General features: G+C 44.4%; 19 protein-coding genes. 18 read left to right on the top strand and 1 reads right to left on the bottom strand.

The genetic code is table 11. The features are described from left to right. Nucleotides 1–4: 4 nt before the first annotated feature. The 13 genes from ftsL to lpxC all read left to right on the top strand — a co-directional run bounded on the left by ftsL (nucleotide 5) and on the right by lpxC (nucleotide 15585). Entirely contained in the window at nucleotides 5–322 is a 318-nt protein-coding gene (gene ftsL / locus A1QO_RS01720) for a cell division protein FtsL (protein WP_017035521.1), read from the top strand. Then, nucleotides 319–2073, top strand: coding sequence for a peptidoglycan glycosyltransferase FtsI (locus A1QO_RS01715; protein WP_017041431.1), 1755 nt, complete (start codon nucleotides 319–321; stop codon nucleotides 2071–2073). The genes ftsL and A1QO_RS01715 overlap by 4 nt, the downstream gene beginning before the upstream one ends. A 16-nt stretch (nucleotides 2074–2089) precedes the next feature. Beyond that, entirely contained in the window at nucleotides 2090–3577 is a 1488-nt protein-coding gene (gene murE, locus A1QO_RS01710) for a UDP-N-acetylmuramoyl-L-alanyl-D-glutamate--2,6-diaminopimelate ligase (protein ID WP_017041430.1), read from the top strand. Beyond that, a complete protein-coding gene (gene murF, locus A1QO_RS01705) occupies nucleotides 3574–4935 on the top strand; it encodes a UDP-N-acetylmuramoyl-tripeptide--D-alanyl-D-alanine ligase (protein WP_017041429.1) in 1362 nt (453 codons plus the stop codon). The genes murE and murF overlap by 4 nt, the downstream gene beginning before the upstream one ends. Next, nucleotides 4932–6014, top strand: a complete 1083-nt coding sequence (gene mraY, locus A1QO_RS01700) for a phospho-N-acetylmuramoyl-pentapeptide-transferase (RefSeq protein WP_017035517.1) — start codon at nucleotides 4932–4934, stop codon at nucleotides 6012–6014. The genes murF and mraY overlap by 4 nt, the downstream gene beginning before the upstream one ends. 39 nt (nucleotides 6015–6053) lie before the next feature. Beyond that, on the top strand, nucleotides 6054–7373 hold the full coding sequence (gene murD / locus A1QO_RS01695; protein WP_017041428.1) for a UDP-N-acetylmuramoyl-L-alanine--D-glutamate ligase: 1320 nt from the start codon (nucleotides 6054–6056) through the stop codon (nucleotides 7371–7373). Nucleotides 7374–7391: 18 nt separating this feature from the next. Continuing rightward, nucleotides 7392–8591 carry a cell division protein FtsW gene (gene ftsW / locus A1QO_RS01690; RefSeq protein ID WP_017035515.1) on the top strand — a complete coding sequence of 400 codons (1200 nt, stop codon included), beginning with the start codon at nucleotides 7392–7394 and terminating at the stop codon, nucleotides 8589–8591. After that, nucleotides 8578–9639 carry an undecaprenyldiphospho-muramoylpentapeptide beta-N-acetylglucosaminyltransferase gene (gene murG / locus A1QO_RS01685; protein ID WP_017037744.1) on the top strand — a complete coding sequence of 354 codons (1062 nt, stop codon included), beginning with the start codon at nucleotides 8578–8580 and terminating at the stop codon, nucleotides 9637–9639. The genes ftsW and murG overlap by 14 nt, the downstream gene beginning before the upstream one ends. 12 nt (nucleotides 9640–9651) lie before the next feature. Further along, complete coding sequence (gene murC, locus A1QO_RS01680; RefSeq protein WP_017041427.1) at nucleotides 9652–11106, top strand: UDP-N-acetylmuramate--L-alanine ligase; 1455 nt, start codon at nucleotides 9652–9654, stop codon at nucleotides 11104–11106. 186 nt (nucleotides 11107–11292) lie between these two features. Beyond that, complete coding sequence (locus A1QO_RS01675; protein ID WP_017035512.1) at nucleotides 11293–12075, top strand: cell division protein FtsQ/DivIB; 783 nt, start codon at nucleotides 11293–11295, stop codon at nucleotides 12073–12075. Further along, entirely contained in the window at nucleotides 12068–13330 is a 1263-nt protein-coding gene (gene ftsA, locus A1QO_RS01670; protein ID WP_017035511.1) for a cell division protein FtsA, read from the top strand. Before A1QO_RS01675 ends, ftsA begins: the two co-directional genes overlap by 8 nt. A gap of 30 nt (nucleotides 13331–13360) precedes the next feature. Continuing rightward, the gene (ftsZ, locus tag A1QO_RS01665; RefSeq protein WP_017035510.1) at nucleotides 13361–14569 is read left to right on the top strand and encodes a cell division protein FtsZ; all 1209 of its coding nucleotides are present in this window, start codon (nucleotides 13361–13363) and stop codon (nucleotides 14567–14569) included. Between the two features lie 98 nt (nucleotides 14570–14667). Continuing rightward, nucleotides 14668–15585: a UDP-3-O-acyl-N-acetylglucosamine deacetylase gene (gene lpxC / locus A1QO_RS01660; protein ID WP_017037740.1), complete on the top strand. Its 918-nt coding sequence runs from the start codon at nucleotides 14668–14670 to the stop codon at nucleotides 15583–15585. Between the two features lie 137 nt (nucleotides 15586–15722). Here the strand turns inward: lpxC and A1QO_RS01655 are convergent, their stop codons facing one another. Then, the gene (locus A1QO_RS01655) at nucleotides 15723–16184 is read right to left on the bottom strand and encodes a DUF721 domain-containing protein (protein WP_017035508.1); all 462 of its coding nucleotides are present in this window, start codon (nucleotides 16182–16184) and stop codon (nucleotides 15723–15725) included. Nucleotides 16185–16500: 316 nt separating this feature from the next. Between A1QO_RS01655 and secA the strand changes: the two genes are divergently transcribed. From secA to carB, 5 genes are all read left to right on the top strand, one after another. Beyond that, on the top strand, nucleotides 16501–19230 hold the full coding sequence (gene secA / locus A1QO_RS01650) for a preprotein translocase subunit SecA (protein WP_026026582.1): 2730 nt from the start codon (nucleotides 16501–16503) through the stop codon (nucleotides 19228–19230). Between the two features lie 104 nt (nucleotides 19231–19334). Continuing rightward, nucleotides 19335–19733 carry an 8-oxo-dGTP diphosphatase MutT gene (mutT, locus tag A1QO_RS01645; RefSeq protein WP_017035506.1) on the top strand — a complete coding sequence of 133 codons (399 nt, stop codon included), beginning with the start codon at nucleotides 19335–19337 and terminating at the stop codon, nucleotides 19731–19733. Nucleotides 19734–19833: 100 nt separating this feature from the next. Beyond that, nucleotides 19834–20643, top strand: coding sequence for a 4-hydroxy-tetrahydrodipicolinate reductase (dapB, locus tag A1QO_RS01640; RefSeq protein ID WP_017035505.1), 810 nt, complete (start codon nucleotides 19834–19836; stop codon nucleotides 20641–20643). Nucleotides 20644–21123: 480 nt separating this feature from the next. After that, entirely contained in the window at nucleotides 21124–22263 is a 1140-nt protein-coding gene (gene carA / locus A1QO_RS01635) for a glutamine-hydrolyzing carbamoyl-phosphate synthase small subunit (RefSeq protein ID WP_017037738.1), read from the top strand. A 16-nt stretch (nucleotides 22264–22279) separates the two neighbouring features. Then, nucleotides 22280–25510 (top strand): carbamoyl-phosphate synthase large subunit, encoded by a 3231-nt coding sequence (gene carB, locus A1QO_RS01630; RefSeq protein WP_017037737.1) that lies wholly within the window; start codon nucleotides 22280–22282, stop codon nucleotides 25508–25510. The last annotated feature ends 72 nt before the right edge of the window (nucleotides 25511–25582 follow it).

Here is a 25582-nt window from a genome sequence, read left to right as displayed (position 1 = left end):
GATAATGAGCAGTCGCACACCTAATTTAGCTAAGCTTATCGTCACCGATTTATTGGGTGTTGGTCGGTTGCCTTTGTTGATGCTTGTCTTAATATTTATTAGTGCGATGGGGGTGGTGTTCATTACGCATCACTCCCGACAATCCATATCTGATAAAAACACCATGTTGATCTATAGAGAACAGTTAGCCAATGAGTGGCGAAACCTTATTTTGGAAGAAACGGCATTAGCGGAACATAGCCGAGTGCAAGAAATGGCAAAGCAAGAGCTAGAGATGCGCCGCCCTGATGCTGATAAAGAAGTGATCATTAATCTACAATGAAAACGAAAAAGAGTTCGGTCTCCCCTAAGCCCAGCAAATCTAAGTCCGCTAAATCTAAGCCCAAAACGGATGCTCCTTTGTTGATCCGTTGGCGCTTTTATCTATTGCTGGTTTGCGTTGTTGCCTGCTTTTCTGTTTTGGTGGCTCGTATTGGTTACATTCAAGTGATTGAACCTGATAACTTGATCCGACAAGGTGATCTGCGCACCGTGAGAGCTAAGACGATTCATTCCGCGCGTGGAATTATTTCCGATCGTAATGATGAACCGCTCGCTGTAAGCGTACCTGTCGAGGCAGTCTGGGCTGATCCTGTGGCTATTTTTAAGGGCAAAGGGCTCGAAGACCTTGATCGATGGCACGCATTGGCCGATGTCCTCGGACTTGATCGTCAAAGCTTGGTTAAGAAAATTAAGAGTAATGACAAGCGTCGATTTATCTATCTTCAGCGGCAAGTCAGCCCTGCAATGGCCAATTATATTCGTGAGCTCAAGCTACCCGGTGTTGGGCTAAAGTCGGAATCAAGAAGGTACTACCCAGCAGGTGAGGTTAGTGCTCACTTAGTTGGTGTGACTGGCATCGATGGTCACGGTTTAGAAGGGGTAGAACGAAGCTATGACAAGTGGCTGACTGGTGAGGCTGGCAAACGAATTATCCGTAAAGATCGCTATGGACGCGTGGTTGAAAATATATCGCTAGAAGAGCATGAAGAAGGAAAACCTTTAGAGCTCACCATCGATCAGCGCTTACAGGCTATTTCCTACCGAGCCATTAAACAGGCGGTTGCCGATACCAGAGCAACCTCAGGATCGGCTATTTTGTTAGATGTAAAAAGCGGCGCAGTTTTATCGATGGTTAATGCGCCATCTTACAACCCGAATAACCGCTCAGATTTGCAATCATTTAAAATGAGAAACCGAGTGATCACCGATGCGTTTGAACCCGGATCTACCGTTAAACCTTTTGTGGTTTTAGCGGCTCTTGAAAATGGTTCAGCGACAAAAGATACGGTGATCGATACGGGCAACGGCATCATGCGTATTGGTGGTAGTCGAGTGGTGGATACCTCAAAGGTAGGAAAAGCGAACTTAACGACGATATTGCAAAAGTCGAGTAATATAGGTGTTGCAACATTGGCTTTGGATATGCCGCTTGAAGCGCTATTAGGTATGTACAGTTCGGTCGGTTTTGGTGAAACGTCGGGTCTTAACCTGGTCGGTGAAACGTCGGGTATTTTTCCCAACAGACGACGCTGGTCAAAACATGAAATCGCCACGCTCTCCTTTGGCTATGGGTTAACCATTACCCCTCTTCAGCTGGCTCATGCTTATGCGACCTTGGGAAACTACGGCGAATACCAACCTATTCATATTATCGAAAACAATCAGCAAGACCTTTCTAGACAAGTCATTGATAGTGATAACGCTCGCTTAGTGTTGGAAATGCTAGAAACGGTGACCCAACCTGGTGGAACAGCGACAAGAGCGGCCGTTCCTGGTTATCGAATTGCAGCTAAAACAGGGACATCACGTAAAGCGGTGGCGGGTGGATATGGCGATGAATACTTTGCGTACACAGCAGGTATCGCTCCAGCGAGTAACCCAAGACTAGCCCTAGTTGTGGTGGTTAACGAGCCACAAGGTGATAATTATTATGGCGGTTCGGTTGCAGGCCCCGTTTTCTCTGAGATCATGAAAGGTGCGTTACAGATATTGAACGTTGCACCCGATGAAAATCAATTTAAAAGTCATTAGCTAAGAGATAAATAGCATGAGTTCTGAAATTACACTTGGTGAGTTACTAAAACCTTGGATTGAGTTGTCTGACTCAACCCTTCATCACCTACCAGTCACTCACTTAGAGCTGGATAGTCGTAACGTTTCTTCTGGCGATGTTTTCGTGGCAGTGAAAGGTCATCAAGTGGATGGACGACGTTACATTAATGCTGCCGTCCAACAAGGCGCTTCATGCGTTATTGCTCAAGCTTGCGAACTAAAGTCTCATGGTTTGATTGAGGATATTTCAGGTATCTCAGTTATCTATATCAACGATCTAGATACTTTTCTCTCTCCGTTAGCGGGGCGTTTGTATTCTGAAAAGCCAAGTTCTCTTATCGGAGTGACAGGGACCAACGGTAAGACGACCATTACTCAATTGATCGCTCAATGGCTTGGGCTTATCGACCAATCAGCAGTGGTGATGGGCACAACCGGCAATGGATTTTTAAACGATTTACAACCCGCGATGAATACCACGGGGAACGCGATTGAAATTCAGCATACACTTCATCAATTTGCACAGAAAGGCGCAGACTATGCCGCGTTAGAGATTTCATCTCATGGGTTAGTTCAAGGTCGAGTCAGTGCCTTGCCGTTTTCTGTCGGCGTTTTTACCAACTTAAGTCGTGATCATTTAGATTATCACGGGACGATGCATGAGTATGGTGAAGCGAAAAAAACACTCTTTACTCAGCACCAATGTGGTACAGCGGTCATTAACATAGATGACCCTGTTGGTTTGGCGTGGTGTGATGAGTTTGCTAACGCTGTTGGTGTCTCTTTATCGCTTTGTTCCGATGTGAAAAATACGGTTTTCGCCACGGACGTTAAGTACCAAGAGTCAGGGATTACGTTAACTTTCTCGGGTAAGTTTGGTGATGGTAGCTTTACCGCCCCATTGATTGGTGAATTCAACGCAAGTAATCTTTTATTGGCGCTAACCACCTTATTGAGCTTGGGCTTTGATAAGCAAGCTTTGATAGAAGCGGCTGAGCACATTACGCCTGTTTTAGGCCGTATGGAGCTGTTCAGTGCGGCACAAAAAGCCAAAGTGGTGGTGGATTATGCTCACACGCCCGACGCCCTTGAAAAGGCACTGCTGGCGCTAAAAGTTCATTGCTCAGGCAAACTATGGGCGATTGTAGGTTGTGGCGGTGACCGTGATACAGGTAAGCGACCAATGATGGCAAAAATCGCTGAAACTCATGCTGATCACATTATTTTTACGGATGACAATCCACGCAGTGAATCGCCTCAATTGATCGTTTCAGATATGCTTGCAGGTCTTGATAACCCAGATGACGCTTATGTTGAGCACAACCGGTATCTCGCATTGCAATACGCGTTATCACAAGCTGATGAGAACGATATTGTATTATTGGCTGGAAAAGGGCATGAAGATTATCAAGTGATGGCCAATGAAATCGTTCACTACTCCGACCGAGAATCAGCACTGCAATTATTAGGAATAACATCATGATCTCAGTTTCTTTATCGACATTAGCGGCCGTACTGAATGCACAGCTAATTGGCCCGGACGCTGTGATTGATCAAGTTTCAACGGATACAAGGAATATTGAATCCGGTACTTTATTTATTGCGCTTGTTGGAGAGCGTTTTGATGCGCACAACTTTGTTGGGCAAGCGGTTGAAAATGGCGCTTCGGCATTGATCGTCAGTCGACCATGCGATGTGGATGTACCGCAGCTGCTAGTGGAAGATACGAAGAAAGCATTAGGACTCGTCTCATCGTGGGTTCACCAACAATGCCAAACGCCGACGGTCGCTATTACGGGCAGTTGTGGAAAAACAACCGTGAAAGAAATGTTGGCGGGCATCTTGTCGAATCGGGGGCAAGTCCTTTATACCGAAGGGAATTTTAACAATGATATCGGTGCACCGCTGACGCTGCTTCGATCAAAAGCCAGTGACGACTACGCGGTGATTGAACTGGGCGCCAATCATATTGGTGAAATTGCGTACACAACTGAGCTAGTGAAGCCTGATATTGCACTGGTTAACAATGTGGCTGCCGCGCATCTTGAAGGTTTTGGCTCTATGGATGGGGTGAAAATCGCGAAAGGTGAAATCTACCAAGGTCTCCCTAAAAACGGGGTAGCTGTCATCAATTTAGACAGCAATGGTGGCGCCTATTGGGATGAGGTTCTTTCTGATAAAAGGTTGGTCACTTTCTCGGTCATCGACAGCAAAGCTGATTTTTTCGCTTCTGAGATCTCAATAAATGACATGGGGGCGGCTCAATTTTTGATGCAAACGCCGCTTGGCAGTATAACTGTTCAGTTAGGGATTATTGGGCAACACAATATTGCGAATGCACTGGCGGCTTGTGCATTGGCAATTGAGTTGGGTATTGACTTAGAAACCATTCAACTTGGGTTGCTTCATTTGCCTAACGTAAAAGGCCGAGTCGAAGCGATTGAAGTATCGGAATCGATCCATTTAATTGATGACAGTTATAACGCTAGTGTCCCAGCCATGCATGCCGCTGTTGATTTGTTGGCCAGTTTTAAAAGCCCGCGTTGGTTAATTTTAGGTAATATGGCGGAGTTAGGTAGTGAAAGCCTTGCACTTCATCGCCAAGTCGGTGAACATGCAGCCCGATTTAATTTTGAGTACGTTTTAACGTATGGCGAAGATGCCAAAGTGATCAGTGATCTCTGTAATGGTCATCACTTCGAAACACATGAACGTATGAACGCATACATTGAGCAGCAACTAGAACAGCATAATAAACGACACCACACACTATTGGTCAAAGGCGCAAATAGTGCGGGGATGAGTAACATTGTGGCTGCTTTGAAGGAGAACCATTCATGATTATTTGGCTTGCAGAGTTATTTCAGCCTTATGTGTCTTTTTTCCGTTTATTTGAATACCTTTCATTTAGAGCGATTGTTAGTATTTTAACCGCGTTAGGTCTGTCTCTTTGGATGGGCCCTCGACTTATTAAACGCTTGCAGATGTTACAAATAGGCCAAGTCGTTCGCAACGACGGACCCGAATCTCACTTTAGCAAACGAGGTACGCCAACCATGGGCGGCATCATGATCCTTGCTGCCATTATTATTACCGTCTTGCTTTGGGCTGACTTAACCAACCCTTATGTTTGGGCTGTCGTTGGAGTATTAGCCGGTTATGGTGTCGTTGGGTTTGTGGATGATTATCGTAAAGTCGTTAGAAAAAACAGTGATGGATTGATTGCACGCTGGAAGTATTTTTGGCAATCAGCGATTGCGCTGGTGGTTGCATTTGCATTGTACTGGCATGGCAAAGATACCGCTGCCACCCAGCTCGTTGTGCCATTTTTTAAAGAAGTCATGCCACAGCTGGGCTTGTTCTACATCGTATTAACCTACTTTGTGATTGTGGGGACCAGTAATGCGGTGAACCTCACGGATGGCCTTGATGGTTTAGCCATTATGCCGACTGTCCTAGTCGCTGCTGGTTTTGCTGCTATTGCTTGGGCAACAGGTAATGTTAACTTTGCTAATTATTTGCATATCCCACACATCCCACTGGCGTCTGAATTGGTGATTGTTTGTACGGCAATTGTTGGCGCTGGGTTAGGCTTTTTATGGTTCAATACTTATCCTGCTCAAGTCTTCATGGGAGATGTGGGTTCTTTAGCGCTTGGCGGTGCATTAGGTACTATCGCGGTATTGGTTCGTCAAGAGTTCGTATTGGTCATTATGGGTGGTGTTTTCGTGATTGAGACGTTGTCTGTCATTCTACAAGTGGGTTCATACAAGCTTCGTGGGCAGCGAATCTTTCGCATGGCACCAATACACCATCATTATGAATTAAAAGGTTGGCCAGAGCCGCGTGTTATCGTTCGCTTTTGGATTATTTCAATCGTGCTTGTTTTGATCGGTTTAGCCACACTTAAAGTGCGTTAATCATTTTGTAGCAGATGTACTGACTATTATGGATAAAAAATGAATCCGTGGGATAAGGTTGAAAATGTTGTTGTAGTGGGCCTTGGTATTACTGGGCTCTCTGTGGTTAAGCACCTTTTGCAAGTATCAAAACCACTTTCGATACAGGTGATTGATACTCGCTTAGAGCCTCCGGGCGCCGCTGAACTGCCGCACAATGTTTCGCTTCACAAGGGCGGTTGGAATACGTCTTGGCTCCAAAATGCGGATCTTATTGTCGTCAATCCGGGGATTGCACTTGCAACCCCTGAGCTGCAGCAAGCCTCTCTTGCAGGCATTAAGCTGGTTGGAGACATTGAACTCTTTGCTTGGCAAGTGGATAAACCGGTTATTGCGATCACAGGTTCAAACGGAAAAAGTACCGTTACCGATCTTTCTGGGGTGGTTGCTAAAGCATCTGGGTTAACTGTAGGTGTTGGTGGTAATATTGGTGTTCCAGCGCTTGATCTGCTTCAGCAAGACGCGGATCTCTATATCCTAGAGCTGTCCAGTTTTCAGTTGGAAACCACTTCTAGTCTTCATTTAGCTGCGGCTGCATTTTTGAATCTTTCAGAAGATCATATGGATCGCTATGAAGGAATGCAGGACTACCGCGAGGCTAAAATGCGTATTTTCCAACATGCAGAACAGTGCATTGTTAATCATCAAGATAAAGCCACGTACCCTGTCGATTCGAACAAATCTTTAATCACGTTTGGATTAGACAGTTTGAGCGACTACTGTTTAGGCCAATTTGAAGGCCAAGAGTACTTGATGGCCAATGGTAAACCGGTGATTTCGACAACAGAGTTAACACTTGTTGGGCGTCATAACGTGGCTAATGTTTTAGTGGTTTTGGCATTGCTAGAACAAGTGGGTGTTAATATTAATAAAGGGCTCTCTGCGCTGAAGTCTTACAGTGGCCTGACTCATCGGTGTCAGCTCGTCGCTGATAATAGAGGCGTTAAATGGGTCAATGATTCTAAGGCGACGAATGTTGCGAGCACCGCTGCTGCGTTGTCGGGTTTAGATTGCAAGGGCACGCTTTATTTGCTTGTGGGTGGAGACGGCAAAGGAGCCGATTTTTCAGAATTAGCCGATATACTCGGCCCAATGAATGTCCAACTTTGCTGTTATGGTGCCGATGCTGACAGGCTGTTATCCCAGCACCCATCCGCTAGAAAGTATCAAACTATGAATGACATCATTGCTGAGATATCTCCAAAACTGGAACAAGGCGATATGGTGATGCTTTCCCCGGCCTGTGCCAGTTTCGATCAGTACTCGAACTTTATGGCGAGAGGGGATGCTTTCATTGAGTTGGCATCGCAATACGCGTAATTAAGACAAAGGAAAAGCATGCAAGTTAGGCGTATTTTATCGGGCGTACATGAATGGTTTTCGCAAACAGCGCCTGAGCCGTTGTTTGATCGTCAATTGGTCTGGATTTCTCTTGGTCTTATGTTGACTGGTCTAGTCATTGTCACATCGGCCTCTTTTCCTATTAGTTCTCGTTTAACCGATCAGCCCTTTCATTTCATGTTTCGTCATGGCGTCTTTTTATTGCTCGCTTTGTTTACCTCAGCGATTGTGCTTCAGGTACCGCTAAAAAAATGGCTGCAATACAGTTCGCTGTTACTGGGTGTTTCTTTTTTCTTACTTATTGTTGTGTTACTGATCGGTAAGTCGGTCAATGGCGCATCACGCTGGATCCCTCTTGGGTTATTTAACCTTCAACCTGCGGAAGTAGCCAAACTGTCGTTGTTTATTTTTATGGCCGGTTACCTTGTCAGAAAGCAAGCTGAAGTGAGGGAGACATTTTTTGGCGGTTTTATGAAGCCTATCATGGTGTTTGCTGCGCTGGCGGTTTTGCTACTAGGTCAGCCAGATCTTGGTACCGTCATAGTGATGTTAGTGACTTTATTTGGCATGTTGTTTATTGCTGGAGCTAAGTTATCTCAGTTTATCGCCTTAATGGTTGCGGGAATCATGGCCGTCATTGCTTTGATTATTGCAGAGCCCTATCGAATGAGGCGTGTGACGTCATTTTTGGACCCTTGGGAAGATCCTTTCGGGAGCGGCTATCAGTTAACTCAATCACTGATGGCATTCGGTCGAGGTGAATGGTTCGGACAGGGGCTAGGGAATTCCATTCAAAAGCTGGAGTACTTGCCAGAAGCACATACCGATTTTGTGTTCGCGGTATTGGCTGAGGAACTGGGCTTCATTGGTGTGGTTTTGGTACTACTACTCATTTTTAGTCTGGTTCTTAAAGCCCTGTTTATTGGTAAAAAAGCATTTGAAAACAACCAACTGTTTGGTGGTTATTTGGCGTTTGGTATTGGCATCTGGTTTGCGTTTCAAACTCTCGTCAATGTCGGGGCGGCTTCGGGTATCGTTCCAACCAAAGGATTAACGCTGCCACTGATCAGTTACGGTGGTTCAAGCCTCATTGTTATGACTGTTGCTGTCTCAATTTTATTGAGAATTGATCACGAATGTCGGCTGCAGTCTGTCCCCAAATTAAATTTAGAAAAAGATGATAATGAAAAAGAATAAACGATTACTGGTGATGGCTGGAGGGACTGGAGGACATGTTTTTCCGGGATTAGCCGTGGCCAAGAAACTTCAGCAACAGGGCTGGGATATTCGTTGGTTAGGCACGGCTGACCGTATGGAAGCCGATCTAGTTCCAAAGCACGGTATCGAAATTGATTTTATCAAAGTGAAAGGGATTCGAGGCCAAAGAATGGTGGGTCTTCTTCAAGCACCATTTCAAATCTTGGCGGCGATATTACAGGCTCGAAACTACATTAAAGCTTGGCAACCTGACGTTGTACTTGGTATGGGCGGGTATGTAAGTGGGCCTGGTGGCATTGCTGCCTGGTTGAGTGGTGTCCCTGTTGTACTTCATGAACAAAATGCCGTTGCGGGGCTAACCAATCAGTGGTTGTCCAAGATTGCCAAAAAAGTATTTCAGGCGTTTCCTGGTGCTTTTCCTGATGCACAAGTTGTCGGTAACCCAGTACGAGAGGATGTAGCGGCCATTACGGATCCTGAAAGTCGCTTGGCAGCGCGTAGCACCCCAATTCGGATACTTGTCATGGGCGGAAGTCAGGGAGCACGAATTTTAAATCACACCTTACCGGAAGTGATGGGGCAACTCGGTGATCAGTATCAGATCCTTCATCAAGCCGGGCGAAACAATCAAACCGACGTTAGCGAGCTTTATCAACAGCATCATGTTGCTAATTTTGAGGCGGTTGATTTTATTGATGATGTTGCAGCGGCGTATCAATGGGCAGACTTGGTGGTTTGCCGATCCGGAGCCTTAACGGTTTCTGAGCTTTCAGCCGCTGGAGTCGGGGCGATTTTTATCCCATTCATGCACAAAGATCGCCAGCAGGCACTCAATGCCGATCATTTGGTAGAATGTGGCGCTGCGAAAATGATAGAACAGCCAGAACTCACGGTAAAAAAACTGGCTGACATGATTAAAGAATTAGACCGACCAACATTGTTAAAGATGGCAAGCAACGCGAGAGGTGCTGCGATGCTTGAAGCGGATCAAATCGTCGCCGATGCCATTATTGCCCTGAGTAACTAACGAGATAAATCTATGACCATTAAACATACACAAGATCTAGCCCAAATCAGAGCAATAGTCCCAGAGATGCGTCGCGTAAAAAGCATTCATTTCATTGGTATCGGTGGTGCTGGTATGAGCGGTATTGCAGAAGTTCTGCTCAACGAAGGTTACCAAATCACAGGGTCTGATCTTGCTCAAAACCCTGTCACTACAAGGTTATCTTCAAAAGGCGCAATGGTTTACATAGGCCATCAAGCAAGTAATGTTGAAGAGGCCAGTGTTGTTGTTGTTTCAACCGCCATCAACGAAGAGAATCCAGAGATTGTTGCGGCTCGTGAATTGAGGATTCCGATTGTACGACGTGCTGAAATGCTGGCAGAACTCATGCGTTTTCGCCATGGTATTGCTGTTGCTGGCACTCATGGTAAAACCACCACTACAGCGCTCGTTACGCAGATCTATTCAGAAGCGGGCTTAGATCCTACGTTTGTTAATGGTGGCCTGGTTAAAAGTGTTGGCACCAATGCTCGCCTAGGTTCTAGCCGGATTTTGATCGCTGAAGCCGATGAAAGTGATGCCTCATTTTTACATCTACAGCCTATGGTCAGTATTGTGACAAACATCGAAGCGGATCACATGGATACCTACGGTGGTGACTTTGAGGTATTAAAACAGACCTTTATCGACTTCTTACATAATCTCCCATTTTACGGTCAAGCTATTGTGTGTATTGATGATCCTGTAGTGAGAGAGTTGATTCCACGTATTAGCCGCCAAGTCATTACTTACGGCTTTTCGGAAGACGCTGATGTTCGCCTTGAAAACTATCAACAAAATGGTCAGCAGGGTAAATTCACGGTGGTACGAAAGGGTAAAGCAAACCTTGATATTACCTTAAACATTCCAGGTCGACACAATGCATTAAATGCATCTGCTGCGATAGCCGTTGCCACTGAAGACGATATTGGCGATGAAGCGATTCTTTCTGCCATGATTGGTACTGAAGGTACAGGTCGCCGATTTGAGCATTTAGGGGAATTTGATACTGGCCGTGGTCAGGCCATGCTTGTTGATGATTACGGACATCACCCAACAGAAGTTGATGTTACGATAAAAGCGGCAAGAAGTGGCTGGGAAGAAAAACGCCTGGTGATGATATTCCAACCGCATCGATATTCACGAACTCGTGATTTGTATGATGATTTTGCGAATGTTCTCGATCAAGTTGACGTGTTGCTGATGCTTGATGTCTACCCTGCTGGAGAGCAGCCTATCGCAGGGGCTGATGGCCGTGCCTTATGTCGCACGATTCGTAGCCGAGGCAGAATCGACCCTATTTTCGTCGCTGATACAGAATCATTACCTGCTGTTTTAGCGAATGTTTTACAAGATGGTGACCTAGTTTTAACTCAAGGTGCAGGTGATGTGGGCAAAGTAGCGAAGCAGCTTGCCACTCTTGAGCTAAATATTAATAAGATGCGCTAAACGATAGGCAAGTATGTCAAATTTGAGAGTTTTGAGAAGTTAACTGAAATCAGGTTAAGAAAACTCACATTTCGTATTTGATACTTTTGGTTAGCTCAGTATAATCCCAAGGTTAAAGTGAATGCTTTACCTCTATTGTTGGGTAGAATAGAGACAGTTTGCTGGCCAAGCTAAGGACTACGGACTTTGATTAAGACTCATTTAAGTGAAGGCCGTCGTGTTACGTATCTGCCATTAGCTCAAAGGCACGCTGCGGGTAGTCTTTTTTTGTTGGCTGTGGTTTGGCTCATTAGTACATTGCTTTATTCAACATTGTCTTGGATGTGGGATGATCAAAGGCTTCCGCTGTCAAAGATAGTGGTGCAAGGGGAATTAGAGTACGTGACCCCTCGCGATGTGCAACACTCTTTTGCTAGACTTGAACATATCGGTACGTTTATGTCTCAAGATATCGAGTCTTTGCAAGAGACAGTACAGTCTATCCCTTGGGTTTCTCAGGTATCCATTCGTAAGCAGTGGCCTGATACGATAAAGGTTTTTTTGACCGAACATCAGGCTGAAGCGATATGGAATGGAAGTACCTTACTCAATACTAAAGGTCGCGTATTCAATGGCGACATTGGCCAGTTAGTTGGAGACCGAGTCAAACTTTATGGTCCGGCTGGCAGTAATGAATATGTTTTAACGACTTGGCGCGACATCGCACCACTGTTTCAAGCGCTAGGTCTAAATATTCAATCATTAGTTTTGAATGACCGAAGAGCTTGGCAAATAATTCTAGATAACGGTATGCGTTTAGAATTAGGTAAAGAATCAATGAACGAGCGTATTGCTCGTTTTATTTCTCTGTATAAGAATTTAGGAAATGACGCTGAGCGAGTCAGCTACATCGACCTTAGATATGATACCGGAGCTGCCGTTGGTTGGTTCCCTGAACCGGATTTAGCACAAGAGAGTACGGATGACTAAGGTTGTTGATGACAATTTAATTGTTGGTCTAGATATAGGTACAGCGACCATATCAGCATTAGTTGGTGAGGTGCTACCAGATGGTCAGATCAATATCATCGGAGCAGGCACAAGCCCATCCCGTGGTATGGATAAAGGTGGCGTTAATGATTTAGAGTCTGTTGTTAAGTCAGTACAACGAGCAATCGATCAAGCTGAACTGATGGCAGAGTGCCAAATTAAGAATGTATTTTTATCGTTATCTGGACGTCACATTGCTAGTCGTATCGAAAAAGGCATGGGAACAATATCTGAAGAGGAAGTGACTCAAGAAGATATGGACCGGGCTATTCATACGGCAAAATCGATTAAAATAGGTGATGAACTTAGAATTCTTCACGTAATACCGCAAGAGTTTACCATTGATTACCAAGAGGGAATCAAAAATCCACTTGGGCTTTCCGGTGTGCGAATGGAAGTGAGCGTCCATTTGATCTCTAGCCACAATGATATGGCTAAAAACCTGGTTAAAGCGGTCGAGCGTTGTGGGTTGGTTGTCGAGCAGCTTGTTTATTCAGGCTTAGCGTCGAGTAATGCTGTTATCACTGAAGACGAACGTGAACTCGGTGTTTGTGTCGTAGATATTGGCGCTGGTACTATGGATGTCTCTATCTGGACGGGCGGTGCGTTACGTCATACTGAAGTCTTCTCATACGCAGGTAATGCCGTCACCAGTGATATCGCTTTTGCTTTTGGGACACCCGTGAGTGACGCAGAAGAAATAAAAGTAAAATACGGCTGCGCACTGAGTGAGCTAGTCAGTAAAGATGATACAGTTAATGTTCCAAGTGTTGGTGGGCGTCCATCTCGAAGCTTACAAAGACAGACCTTGTCTGAAGTCATAGAGCCGCGCTATACCGAACTGATGGGCCTAGTTAATCAAACTATTGATACTGTTCAGTCAAAGCTGCGAGAAGATGGCATAAAGCATCACCTTGCCGCTGGAGTTGTCCTCACTGGAGGTGCAGCACAGATTGAAGGATTGGTAGAATGTGCGGAACGAGTATTCCGCAATCAAGTTCGTGTTGGTAAGCCACTGGAAGTGAGTGGCTTAACAGATTATGTAAAAGAGCCGTATCATTCTACGGCTGTTGGTTTACTTCATTACGCAAAAGACAGTCAAATAAGCGATGACATTGAATACAGCGAACCTAAACGCCAATCAATGTCGAGTTTAATGGGTCGTTTACGTAATTGGATACAAAAAGAGTTTTAACCTGAATAGCAGGAAAAACGGAGATAACAAATGTTTGAACCGATGATGGAAATGTCTGACGATGCCGTAATCAAAGTCGTTGGAGTTGGTGGCGGTGGTGGTAATGCCGTTGAACACATGGTGCGTGAGTCTATTGAAGGCGTAGAATTCATCAGTGTCAACACGGATGCACAAGCACTTCGTAAAACGAGTGTTAACAGCGTTATTCAGATTGGTGGTGATATCACTAAAGGTCTTGGTGCAGGCGCTAACCCTCAGGTTGGCCGAGATGCAGCATTGGAAGATCGAGAAAGAATTAAAGAAGTTCTGAGCGGTGCCGATATGGTATTTATAGCCGCTGGAATGGGCGGTGGTACTGGAACAGGTGCTGCGCCAGTTATCGCTGAAGTAGCAAAAGAATTAGGTGTATTGACCGTTGCTGTTGTCACTAAGCCATTCAGCTTTGAAGGTAAAAAACGTTTAGCCTTTGCTGAACAGGGTATTGAAGAGCTATCTAAGCATGTTGACTCATTAATTACGATCCCTAATGAGAAGTTGCTTAAAGTTCTTGGACGCGGCGTGACTTTGCTAGAAGCGTTTGGCAGTGCTAACGATGTACTGAAAAATGCGGTTCAAGGTATTGCCGAGCTGATCACTCGCCCAGGCATGATTAACGTCGATTTTGCCGATGTACGAACAGTGATGTCAGAAATGGGTCATGCAATGATGGGCAGTGGTGTTTCAAGAGGTGAAGACCGTGCTGAAGAAGCGGCTGAAACCGCCATTTCCAGTCCATTATTGGAAGACATTGATTTAGCGGGTGCGCGTGGTGTTCTTGTTAACATTACAGCGGGTCTAGATATGCGCTTAGATGAGTTTGAGACAGTGGGTAACACTGTTAAAGCATTCGCCTCTGATAATGCAACGGTTGTGATTGGTACTTCTCTTGATCCAGACATGACTGATGAAATCCGAGTGACAGTGGTTGCTACTGGTATCGGCACAGAGAAGAAACCTGATATTACATTGGTTGCTGGCGGTAAAGCGAAAGTAGCTCCGGTTACTCAGCCACAAACTTCAGCACCAGCGAAAACTGAGGAAAAGGCGGCACAGCCTTTGCAAGAAAAACCTCAAGTTGCCGCTCAAACAGCAACGACACCGACAACGTCAAACTCAGGACAAGCAGCAACAGCGCCTAAGCCTGAGAAAGAAAATGCATATTTAGATATTCCGGCATTTTTACGTCGTCAAGCTGATTAATAACTGTACGTAATTTGACAGTGTTCAAAATTATGTTAGCATGCCCGGTCTGTGTCACAGCAGACCGATATATGTAGCAAGTTTATTAAGGGTAGTAGATGATTAGACAACGTACATTGAAAGAGATAGTGAAAACAACTGGTGTGGGACTCCACTCTGGTCGTAAAGTCACACTTACTCTTCGCCCTGCTGCTGCAAACACCGGTATTATTTATCGTCGTACCGATGTCAATCCTCCTGTCGATTTCCCTGCTGACCCTGAGTCAGTAAGAGATACCATGCTTTGTACTGCTTTAGTTAATGAAGACGGTGTCAGAATCTCGACGGTAGAGCACCTCAATGCGGCGCTTGCAGGTATGGGGATTGATAACGTAATCGTTGAAGTTGATGCACCTGAAATTCCGATTATGGATGGCAGTGCGAGCCCATTTGTATTCTTATTACAGCAGGCCGGTATTGAAACTCTAAACTCACCAAAACGCTTTATTCGTATTAAAAAACCAGTACGTTTTGAAGATGGAGATAAGTGGGCAGAGTTTGTTCCGTTTAATGGCTTCCGTATGGATTTCGAGATTGAATTCGATCACCCTGCAATAGAGATCGATGAACAACGATTGCAGTTTGATTTCTCTTCTCAAGGGTTTATCAAAGACATCTCTCGTGCTCGTACCTTCGGTTTTATGCGTGATATTGAGTATCTTCAATCGCAGAATCTGTGTTTAGGCGGTAGCTTTGATTGTGCTATCGTACTTGACGAATACCGTATTCTTAATGAAGAAGGCCTTCGTTTTGCTAACGAGTTTGTGACCCATAAAGTCCTCGACGCAATTGGTGATTTATACATGTGCGGACACGCCATTATCGGTGAATTCCGAGCTTATAAATCAGGCCATGGTTTGAATAACCAACTTTTAAGAGCGGTTCTTGCCGATCAAGAAGCATGGGAATGGGCGACGTTTGAAGAGGCGGCTGGCTCTCCAGTAGCGTTTGCGGACCCTAGTTTCGTTATTGCTTAGATTATAAAAAAAACCAGACTGATAAGTCTGGTTTTTTTAACTTCCAATATTGTTAACGCAAATTATTAGATAGTTAAAACGTCGAGCAGGATATTGTTGCTGCTTGCGCAGACTTATTTCCTATTCCTTCTTTTTGTCTACTTTTCTTTATCTGCCAATTGAGCGATACGCTCCAAACGATCTCGTATTTTCTGTGGCGCCATTTCAGCAACGACCATTAATGCCTGTGCTGCACTTTTGGAAATAGGCGGGCGTTTTATACGGATGTCTTTTTCTTTCGCCAAATCGGTCTTTCGATAGAGGCTAGGGTTGATTTTTACTTCCAACGAAATTAAACGAGCAAAGCCCACCGCGCGTAAGTGATTCAAAATGGTTAAGCGGTCATAATCAAGCTTCATTTTGATCGAAGCGCTTGCGACTTCAATGAGCAAATGGCTTCCTCGAACATTGGCTGCACGGCAATGTTTAACCACATTGGCAGGTAGAAATTTTTGAAGTTCGCTATTAATAATCAAAATTTCTTTAGCGTGTTGCTGGATCTGGTTGAGCTTTGATTCAGACAGTAGCTCTTGAGTTAAGGTTGGGCGGTGATCTCTCATAGCAGTTCCAAGCGTTGTATTGATTTCATTTTAGTGCATCTAGAAGCTAGGTAATAGCGTTAAATGGGCACAATAGATAACCAATTTTCAAAAAAAATTAAGTGCGCTTCAAACAAATGACGCACCTATTGGTTGTTAGTGATAAAATTCCTTACACTATCGGCACAAATTATAACTATCGCCTTGAAATGTTAACGCCTCATCACAATATCAGTGATACATGATTTATCTCAGTATTCTTAGTTTAAAACTGGTTAAGACTGAAGGCATTTAGAGTAGATCGCATTCGATCTAAATTTAGAGAGATTCATAGCAAATGATAACTAATCTAATGACGAAGGTTTTTGGCAGTCGCAATGACCGAACCTTGCGTCGTCTAAAAAAGATCGTAAAAGAAATAAATAATTATGAGCCGACTTTTGAAGCTCTTACCGATGAAGAATTGAAAGCAAAGACGGTTGAATTTCGTCAACGCCTAGAAAAAGGTGAGTCGTTAGATAACTTACTTCCTGAAGCATTTGCAACGGTCCGTGAAGCATCGAAGCGTGTTTATGGTATGCGTCACTTCGACGTTCAGCTCCTTGGTGGCATGGTCCTAAATGAAGGGAAAATTGCCGAGATGCGTACCGGTGAAGGTAAAACACTCACCGCGACTCTACCTGCTTATCTTAATGCCTTGCCTGGCAAGGGTGTTCATGTCGTCACGGTGAATGATTATCTGGCTCGACGTGATGCAGAAACAAACCGTCCACTGTTTGAATTCTTAGGCATGACGGTTGGCACTAATGTTCCTAATATGCCTCCTCAAGAGAAGAAAGAATCTTACCTAGCGGATATTTTGTATGGAACCAATAACGAGTTCGGCTTTGACTATTTACGCGATAATATGGCCTTCCGTGATGAAGACCGAGTGCAACGAGCAAGATTCTTTGCGGTTGTCGATGAAGTCGATTCGATTTTAATTGATGAAGCGCGTACACCCCTTATCATTTCTGGTCCAGCGGAAGATAGCTCTGAGCTTTACGCTAAGATTAACACTCTGATTCCTGAACTTCAGCGTCAAGAAAAAGAAGATTCGGAAGAGTACCGTGGTGATGGGCATTACACCCTAGATGAAAAATCGAAGCAGGTATATCTGACTGAAACTGGGCAAGAGTTCGTTGAAGAGCTCATGTTGGAAAATGGACTAATGGAAGAAGGGGATACCCTCTATTCACCGACTAACATCAGTTTATTGCATCATGTGAATGCCGCACTTCGTGCACACGTGTTGTTTGAGAAAAATGTTGATTACATCGTTAATGAAGACGGCGAAGTCGTTATTGTTGATGAACATACTGGCCGTACTATGCCAGGGCGTCGCTGGTCTGAAGGTTTACACCAAGCTGTTGAAGCAAAAGAAGGTGTGAAAATTCAAAATGAAAACCAAACATTAGCCTCTATTACATTCCAGAATTTTTTCCGTCTGTATGAAAAGCTGTCTGGAATGACAGGAACGGCAGACACCGAAGCATTTGAATTTCAGTCTATCTATGGTTTAGAAACAGTGGTTGTTCCAACCAATAAACCAATGATTCGTAATGATATGCCCGATGTTGTTTATCGTACTGAAGCAGATAAATTCAATGCTATCATTGAAGACATTAAAGAAAGAGTGGCTAACGGTCAGCCTTCACTGGTTGGTACTGTCTCGATTGAAAAATCAGAATTGCTTTCTAATGCGCTTAAAAAAGCCAAAATTAAACATAATGTCCTGAACGCGAAGTTCCATGAAAAAGAAGCTGAAATTGTAGCAAGTGCTGGTATGCCAAGCGCGGTAACTATCGCAACCAACATGGCAGGTCGTGGTACGGATATTGTACTTGGTGGAAGTTGGCAGGCTAAAGTTGAGCAACTGTCTAACCCGACAGAGGAACAAATCCAAGAAATAAAGAGTGCATGGAAAGTAGTGCATGATGAAGTTCTAGCTTCAGGTGGCCTTCATATTATAGGTACTGAGCGTCATGAGTCTCGTCGTATCGATAATCAACTTCGTGGACGTTCTGGCCGCCAAGGTGATGCGGGTTCATCTCGTTTTTATCTATCGATGGAAGATTCGTTGTTACGTATCTTTACCTCTGATCGTATGGCAGGTCTAATTCAAAGTGGTATGGACGAAGGTGAAGCGATTGAAAGTCGTATGCTTTCTCGTTCTATTGAAAAAGCACAGCGCAAAGTTGAAGGTCGCAACTTCGATATTCGTAAACAATTGCTTGAGTACGATGATGTTGCCAATGATCAGCGAAAAGTGGTTTACGAACTTCGTGATGAGTTAATGAGTGCAGATGATATCAGCGAAATGCTCGAACACAACCGCAACGACGTCCTAACCTCTATTATTGATGAGTACATCCCACCTCAGTCTTTAGAAGATATGTGGGATGTATCAGGCCTTGAAGAACGCTTAAAAAATGATTTTGATCTAGAGGCTTCGATTCAAACATGGCTTGATGAAGACGACAAGCTGTACGAAGAAGCGTTGCGTGACAAGCTACTGGCTTACGCCGTTGAAGTGTATAAGTCGAAAGAAGAAGTAGTCGGTGCAAGCGTACTGCGCAACTTCGAAAAATCAGTCATGTTGCAAACACTCGACACGCTTTGGAAAGAGCACCTAGCTGCGATGGATCACCTTAGACAAGGTATTCACCTTCGAGGTTACGCTCAAAAGAACCCGAAACAAGAGTATAAGCGTGAATCGTTCGAGCTATTTGAAGGGATGCTCGAGTCATTAAAATTTGACGTGATTACGATTTTGTCAAAGGTGCGAGTACAGCAGCAAGAAGAAGTTGAAAGAATGGAAGCTCAACGTCGTGCACAAGCGGAAGAAGCGGCACGCAGAGCCCAAGCTCAACACGCAAGTGCAGAAAATCAGCTAGCGGATGAAAGCTCAGAACACGAAGAAGGTCACCAGCCTGTTGTTCGTGATGAGAGAAAGGTTGGACGTAACGAACCTTGTCCGTGTGGTAGCGGTAAGAAATATAAGCAGTGCCACGGCAAAATAGCTTAAATGAATACCTAATTAAATCGAGTCGCATTAGCGGCTCTTTTTTTAACTAAATACTGTGCTTTAACCTAAATACAAAGAAATACGTAGAACATAACGAGTTTTAAATGAAAAGAATTCATATTGTTGCGGCTATCATTTTTAACACTGATAAGTCAAAAATATACATTACCCAACGACCTGAACATCTGCATAAAGGCGGTTTTTGGGAGTTTCCTGGAGGGAAGGTTGAACAAGATGAGTCGATCGATCAGGCGATGATACGAGAGTTACATGAAGAGATAGGTATCTTAGTGACTAAGCAGGCACCGTTTCATTATGTTGAATATGATTACCCTGAAAAATCGCTCAAGTTCGACTTTATTACGATCACTGACTTTAATGGTGAGCCTTATGGAAAAGAAGGACAGCTAGGAAAGTGGGTGGGGATCTCAGAACTGAACGCCTATCGTTTTCCAGAAGCAAACCTACCCACACTAGAAAAGGTCATAAAAGAGTTTGCCTAAGTGCTAGTCAAATTTGGTGTTTGTTGATAGTTTAGTGTGAGTTCGATCAAATACAATGGATCATAGGTTAGATGCCTGACAACAGAGGGAGAAATATTTAATGGTAAGAGTAGCAATAGCTGGTGCCGCTGGCCGCATGGGAAGGAACCTAGTAAAAGCAACGTATAATAATCAAGATGCAAAGGTTGCCTCTGGATCTGAACGTCCAGAATCTTCGCTTGTCGGTATCGATATTGGTGAACTCTGCGGTAAAGGGAAATTTGATATTTCCATTGTAGACAGTCTTGAAAAATCGGTTGATGAGTATGATGTGATTGTCGATTTTACCGCTCCAGTGAATACTCTAGCTAACATTGAGCTATGTAAAAAATACGGTAAAAAAATCATCATCGGCACGACGGGTTTCTCTGAAGATGAAAAGAAACAGATTGATGAGGCAGCAAAAGAGATTGCCATTGTTATGGCGCCCAACTATAGCGTCGGGGTTAACCTTGTTTTTAAATTGTTAGAAAAAGCCGCTAAAGTCATGGGTGATTATTGCGATGTAGAAATCGTTGAAGCGCATCACCGCCATAAGGTGGATGCACCTTCTGGTACTGCCATCGGAATGGGTGAAGCCATTGCAGGAGCGATGGGCAATGAACTCAGCGATGTTGCCGTTTATGCTCGCGAAGGTATTACGGGCGAGAGAACAAAAGATGAAATCGGCTTTGCGACCATTCGAGCTGGTGACATTATTGGTGAGCATACCGCTATGTTTGCAGACATAGGTGAGCGTGTAGAGATTACCCATAAAGCGACTGATCGCATGACGTTTGCGAATGGTGCAATTAAAGCCGCGGTTTGGTTAAATAGTAAACCAGCGGGTTTTTATACCATGGTGGATGTACTGGGTTTGAACGAACTGTAAAGTAAATAGTTATGCGTTGATGAATTTCAACGCATAACTCATCGCATCAATAAATCATTCGGCATATCACTTAAATTCTCCTTGTTTTACCTGTTTTCTCTATTCGTTTTGAGTGTCTCACTTGTTTTTCTCCCTGAGTCACCTAAAAATATAGGTTATCTTGTGTTGTTGAACGTTTGCTTTTTTAAATCCACGCCTTCTTGGGTGCTCTGCTATATTTATGATGAGTATTTCTATATTTGGAGTGATTTATTGAGATGACTTGCTTCCAAACTTGTTTTTTTAACCGCTTTAATGAGAAAAGTGCTACTACCCTAGTAAAGTAGTAATTTGTTTATAGTAAAACTTGACACGTATCACAACCATAATTAGAATACCGCCAATTTGTCTAATTTCCATAAAAACGCTGATTTTCAGCTAAAAGGAAGGTAGAATTGCAAATTAATTCGTTTTTAATGCATTTTTATTCTGGAGGTTGCCTTGATTAAGTCAGCACTGCTAGTCCTAGAAGATGGGACAGTATTCCACGGTGAATCAATCGGCGCAGATGGTTCCGCTGTTGGTGAAGTCGTTTTTAACACCTCGATGACGGGGTACCAAGAAATCCTCACTGATCCTTCCTATTCTCAACAAATTGTCACTCTTACTTATCCTCATATTGGTAACACCGGAACCAATTCCGAAGACGAAGAATCCTCAGCGATTCATGCTCAAGGCCTCGTCATTCGCGACCTCCCTCTTTTAGCTTCTAATTTCCGCAACGAACGTTCTCTTTCTGATTACCTTAAATCGCAAAATATTGTTGGCATTGCTGAGATCGATACTCGCAAACTAACGCGTATTTTGCGTGAAAAAGGCGCTCAGAACGGATGTATTGTTGCTGGCAGCAATATTGATGAAGCATTAGCATTGGTTAAAGCAAAAGAGTTTCCTGGTTTAAAAGGTATGGATCTTGCGAAAGAGGTTACAACAAAAGAAGCGTATCAATGGAAACAAGGTTCGTGGACGCTTACGGGTGGCCTTCCTGAAGCGAAAGACGACAGCGAATTGCCATACCACGTTGTTGCCTACGATTTTGGAGCAAAACGAAACATCTTGCGCATGCTTGTCGACCGAGGCTGCCGCTTAACGGTTGTACCGGCTCAAACCTCTGCTGAAGAAGTGCTAGCGTTAAACCCTGATGGCGTATTCCTTTCAAACGGCCCAGGTGACCCGGCTCCGTGTGACTACGCTATTGAAGCGACAAAGGTATTTCTAGATAAAGGTTTGCCAATTTTTGGCATCTGTTTAGGACACCAAATCCTAGCGTTAGCATCCGGTGCGCAAACGGTGAAAATGAAGTTTGGTCATCATGGTGCCAATCACCCAGTTAAAGATTTAGATCGTGATGTTGTGATGATTACTTCGCAAAACCACGGCTTTGCTGCTGACGAAGAAACCCTTCCAGAGACTCTGCGCGCGACGCACAAATCACTGTTTGATGGTTCTCTACAGGGCATCCATCGTACAGATAAACCAGCGTTTAGCTTCCAGGGTCACCCTGAAGCAAGTCCTGGTCCAGAAGACGCAGCGCCGTTATTCGACCACTTTATTGATTTAATTAAACAGCACACCGCTTAATTCGGAGTAGTAGACAATGCCAAAACGTACTGACATTAAAAGTATTCTAATTCTAGGTGCTGGTCCGATTGTTATCGGTCAAGCCTGTGAGTTTGATTACTCTGGTGCTCAAGCTTGTAAAGCGCTTCGTGAAGAAGGTTACCGAGTTATTCTTGTTAACTCGAACCCTGCAACCATCATGACTGACCCAGATATGGCGGACGCAACTTACATTGAACCTATTCAATGGGAAGTTGTTCGTAATATCATCGCAAAAGAAAAGCCAGATGCAGTTCTACCTACTATGGGTGGTCAAACTGCATTGAACTGCGCGCTTGATCTTGAAAAATACGGCGTTCTTAAAGAATTCGGCGTAGAAATGATTGGTGCAACGGCTGACGCTATCGATAAAGCCGAAGACCGTTCTCGCTTTGATAAAGCAATGAAAGCAATTGGCCTTGAGTGTCCAGTGGCCGATACTGCGAAAACCATGGAAGAAGCGTACAAAGTTCAAGAAATGGTTGGCTTCCCTTGTATCATTCGTCCGTCATTTACAATGGGTGGTACTGGCGGTGGTATCGCTTATAACAAAGAAGAATTCGAAGAAATCTGTCGTCGTGGTTTGGACTTATCTCCAACCAACGAGCTTCTAATCGATGAGTCTCTTATCGGTTGGAAAGAGTACGAGATGGAAGTGGTTCGCGATAAAAACGATAACTGTATCATCGTATGTGCGATTGAAAACTTCGACCCAATGGGTATTCACACGGGTGACTCAATCACCGTGGCTCCAGCGCAAACGCTGACAGACAAAGAATACCAATTAATGCGTAACGCATCTCTAGCTGTTCTGCGTGAGATTGGTGTTGAAACAGGTGGTTCAAACGTACAGTTTGGTATCAACCCGAAAGATGGCCGTATGGTTATCATCGAGATGAACCCACGTGTATCTCGCTCTTCTGCTCTAGCATCTAAAGCTACGGGTTTCCCAATCGCTAAGATTGCAGCGAAACTGGCTGTTGGCTTCACGCTAGACGAGCTAATGAACGACATCACTGGCGGCGCAACGCCAGCATCATTCGAACCAACAATCGACTACGTAGTGACTAAGATTCCTCGTTTTAACTTCGAGAAATTTGCAGGGGCTAACGACCGTCTAACGACGCAAATGAAGTCGGTTGGGGAAGTGATGGCTATCGGCCGTAACCAACAAGAATCTTTACAGAAAGCACTTCGCGGTCTAGAAGTTGGCGCGACAGGCTTCGATGAAATGGTTGATCTAGATGCACCCGATGCGCTAACAACGATTCGTCATGAGCTTAAAGAAGCAGGTTCAGACCGAATTTGGTACATCGCTGACGCATTCCGTGCTGGCATGTCGGTAGATGGCGTATTCAACCTAACGCAAATCGACCGCTGGTTCTTGGTTCAAATTGAAGACATTGTTCTACTTGAACAGCAAGTTAAAGCGAACGGTTTTGCTGGTTTAAATAAAGATGTATTGAACAAGCTTAAGCGTAAAGGTTTTGCTGATGCACGCCTATCTAAGATTTTAGGGGTTGCTGAAAGTGAAATTCGTCGTCTGCGTGACCAATACGATATTCACCCAGTGTACAAGCGTGTAGATACGTGTGCGGCTGAGTTCTCTTCTGATACGGCTTACATGTACTCATCTTACGATGAAGAGTGTGAAGCAAACCCTACAGACAAAGAAAAAATCATGATCTTAGGTGGCGGTCCAAACCGTATCGGCCAAGGTATTGAATTTGACTACTGTTGTGTACACGCATCACTAGCGCTACGTGAAGATGGCTACGAAACTATCATGGTTAACTGTAACCCTGAGACGGTTTCTACAGACTACGATACGTCTGACCGCTTGTACTTTGAACCGGTAACTCTGGAAGATGTACTTGCCATCGTACGTGTTGAAAAGCCTAAAGGCGTTATTGTTCAATACGGTGGTCAAACTCCACTTAAACTAGCTCGTGAGCTTGAAGCTGCCGGTGTTCCTATTATCGGTACTAGCCCAGACGCTATTGACCGTGCAGAAGACCGTGAGCGTTTCCAAGTTGCTGTTGACCGTCTAGGCCTACTTCAACCACAAAACGCAACCGTAACAACAATGGAGCAAGCGGTAGAGAAATCTCGTGAAATCGGATTCCCATTAGTTGTTCGTCCTTCTTATGTACTTGGTGGTCGTGCGATGGAAATCGTCTACGACGAGCAAGATCTACGTCGCTACTTCAACGAAGCGGTCAGCGTTTCAAACGAATCTCCAGTACTGCTTGATAGCTTCCTAGATGACGCTGTTGAAGTGGATGTAGATGCGATTTGTGATGGTGAGCGCGTTGTTATCGGCGGTATTATGGAGCACATCGAACAAGCGGGCGTTCACTCTGGTGACTCAGCATGTTCTTTGCCTGCATACACGCTTAGCGAAGAAATCCAAGATGTCATGCGCGAGCAAGTTGAAAAGTTGGCATTTGAGCTCGGTGTTCGTGGCCTAATGAATACTCAGTTCGCTGTGAAGAACAATGAAGTGTATCTAATCGAGGTTAACCCTCGTGCAGCACGTACGGTTCCATTCGTATCTAAAGCAACTGGCGCGCCTATCGCTAAGATTGCCGCTCGTGTAATGGCGGGTCAATCTCTAGAGTCTCAAGGCTTTACGAAAGAAATCATCCCACCTTACTACTCAGTGAAAGAAGTTGTACTTCCATTCAACAAGTTCCCTGGTGTTGACCCACTGTTAGGCCCAGAAATGCGCTCTACTGGTGAAGTGATGGGCGTGGGTGCGACATTTGCAGAAGCATACTCTAAAGCTGAACTGGGTTGTGGTAACATTTACCCTGAAGGTGGACGTGCACTTCTTTCTGTACGTGAAGGCGATAAAGAGCGTGTTGTTGATCTAGCTTCTAAGCTAACTAAGTTGGGTTATCAGTTAGATGCGACTCACGGTACGGCGGTTATTCTTGGCGAAGCGGGTATTAACCCACGCCTAGTGAATAAAGTACACGAAGGTCGTCCTCATATTCTTGACCGTATCAAGAACAATGAATACACCTACATTGTGAACACAGCAGCTGGTCGTCAAGCGATTGAAGATTCGAAAGTCCTTCGTCGTGGTGCATTAGCGGAGAAAGTGAACTACACAACAACGTTAAATGCGGCATTTGCAACCTGTATGGCTCATACAGCAGATGCAAAAACGTCGGTTACTTCAGTGCAAGAGCTACACGCACAAGTAAAAGCAAACGAAGCATAATCTAACTTAGGTTATATCGGTCAAGCCCGCTCATTTGAGCGGGCTTGTAATTTAGTAGACTCAATTAAGACA

Origin of the sequence: Vibrio genomosp. F10 str. ZF-129 (genome assembly GCF_000287055.2) — a bacterium.
Lineage (GTDB): Bacteria > Pseudomonadota > Gammaproteobacteria > Enterobacterales > Vibrionaceae > Vibrio.
The sequence above is the reverse complement of the archived record's forward strand: the minus strand, read 5'-3'. Positions and strand labels throughout refer to the sequence as shown.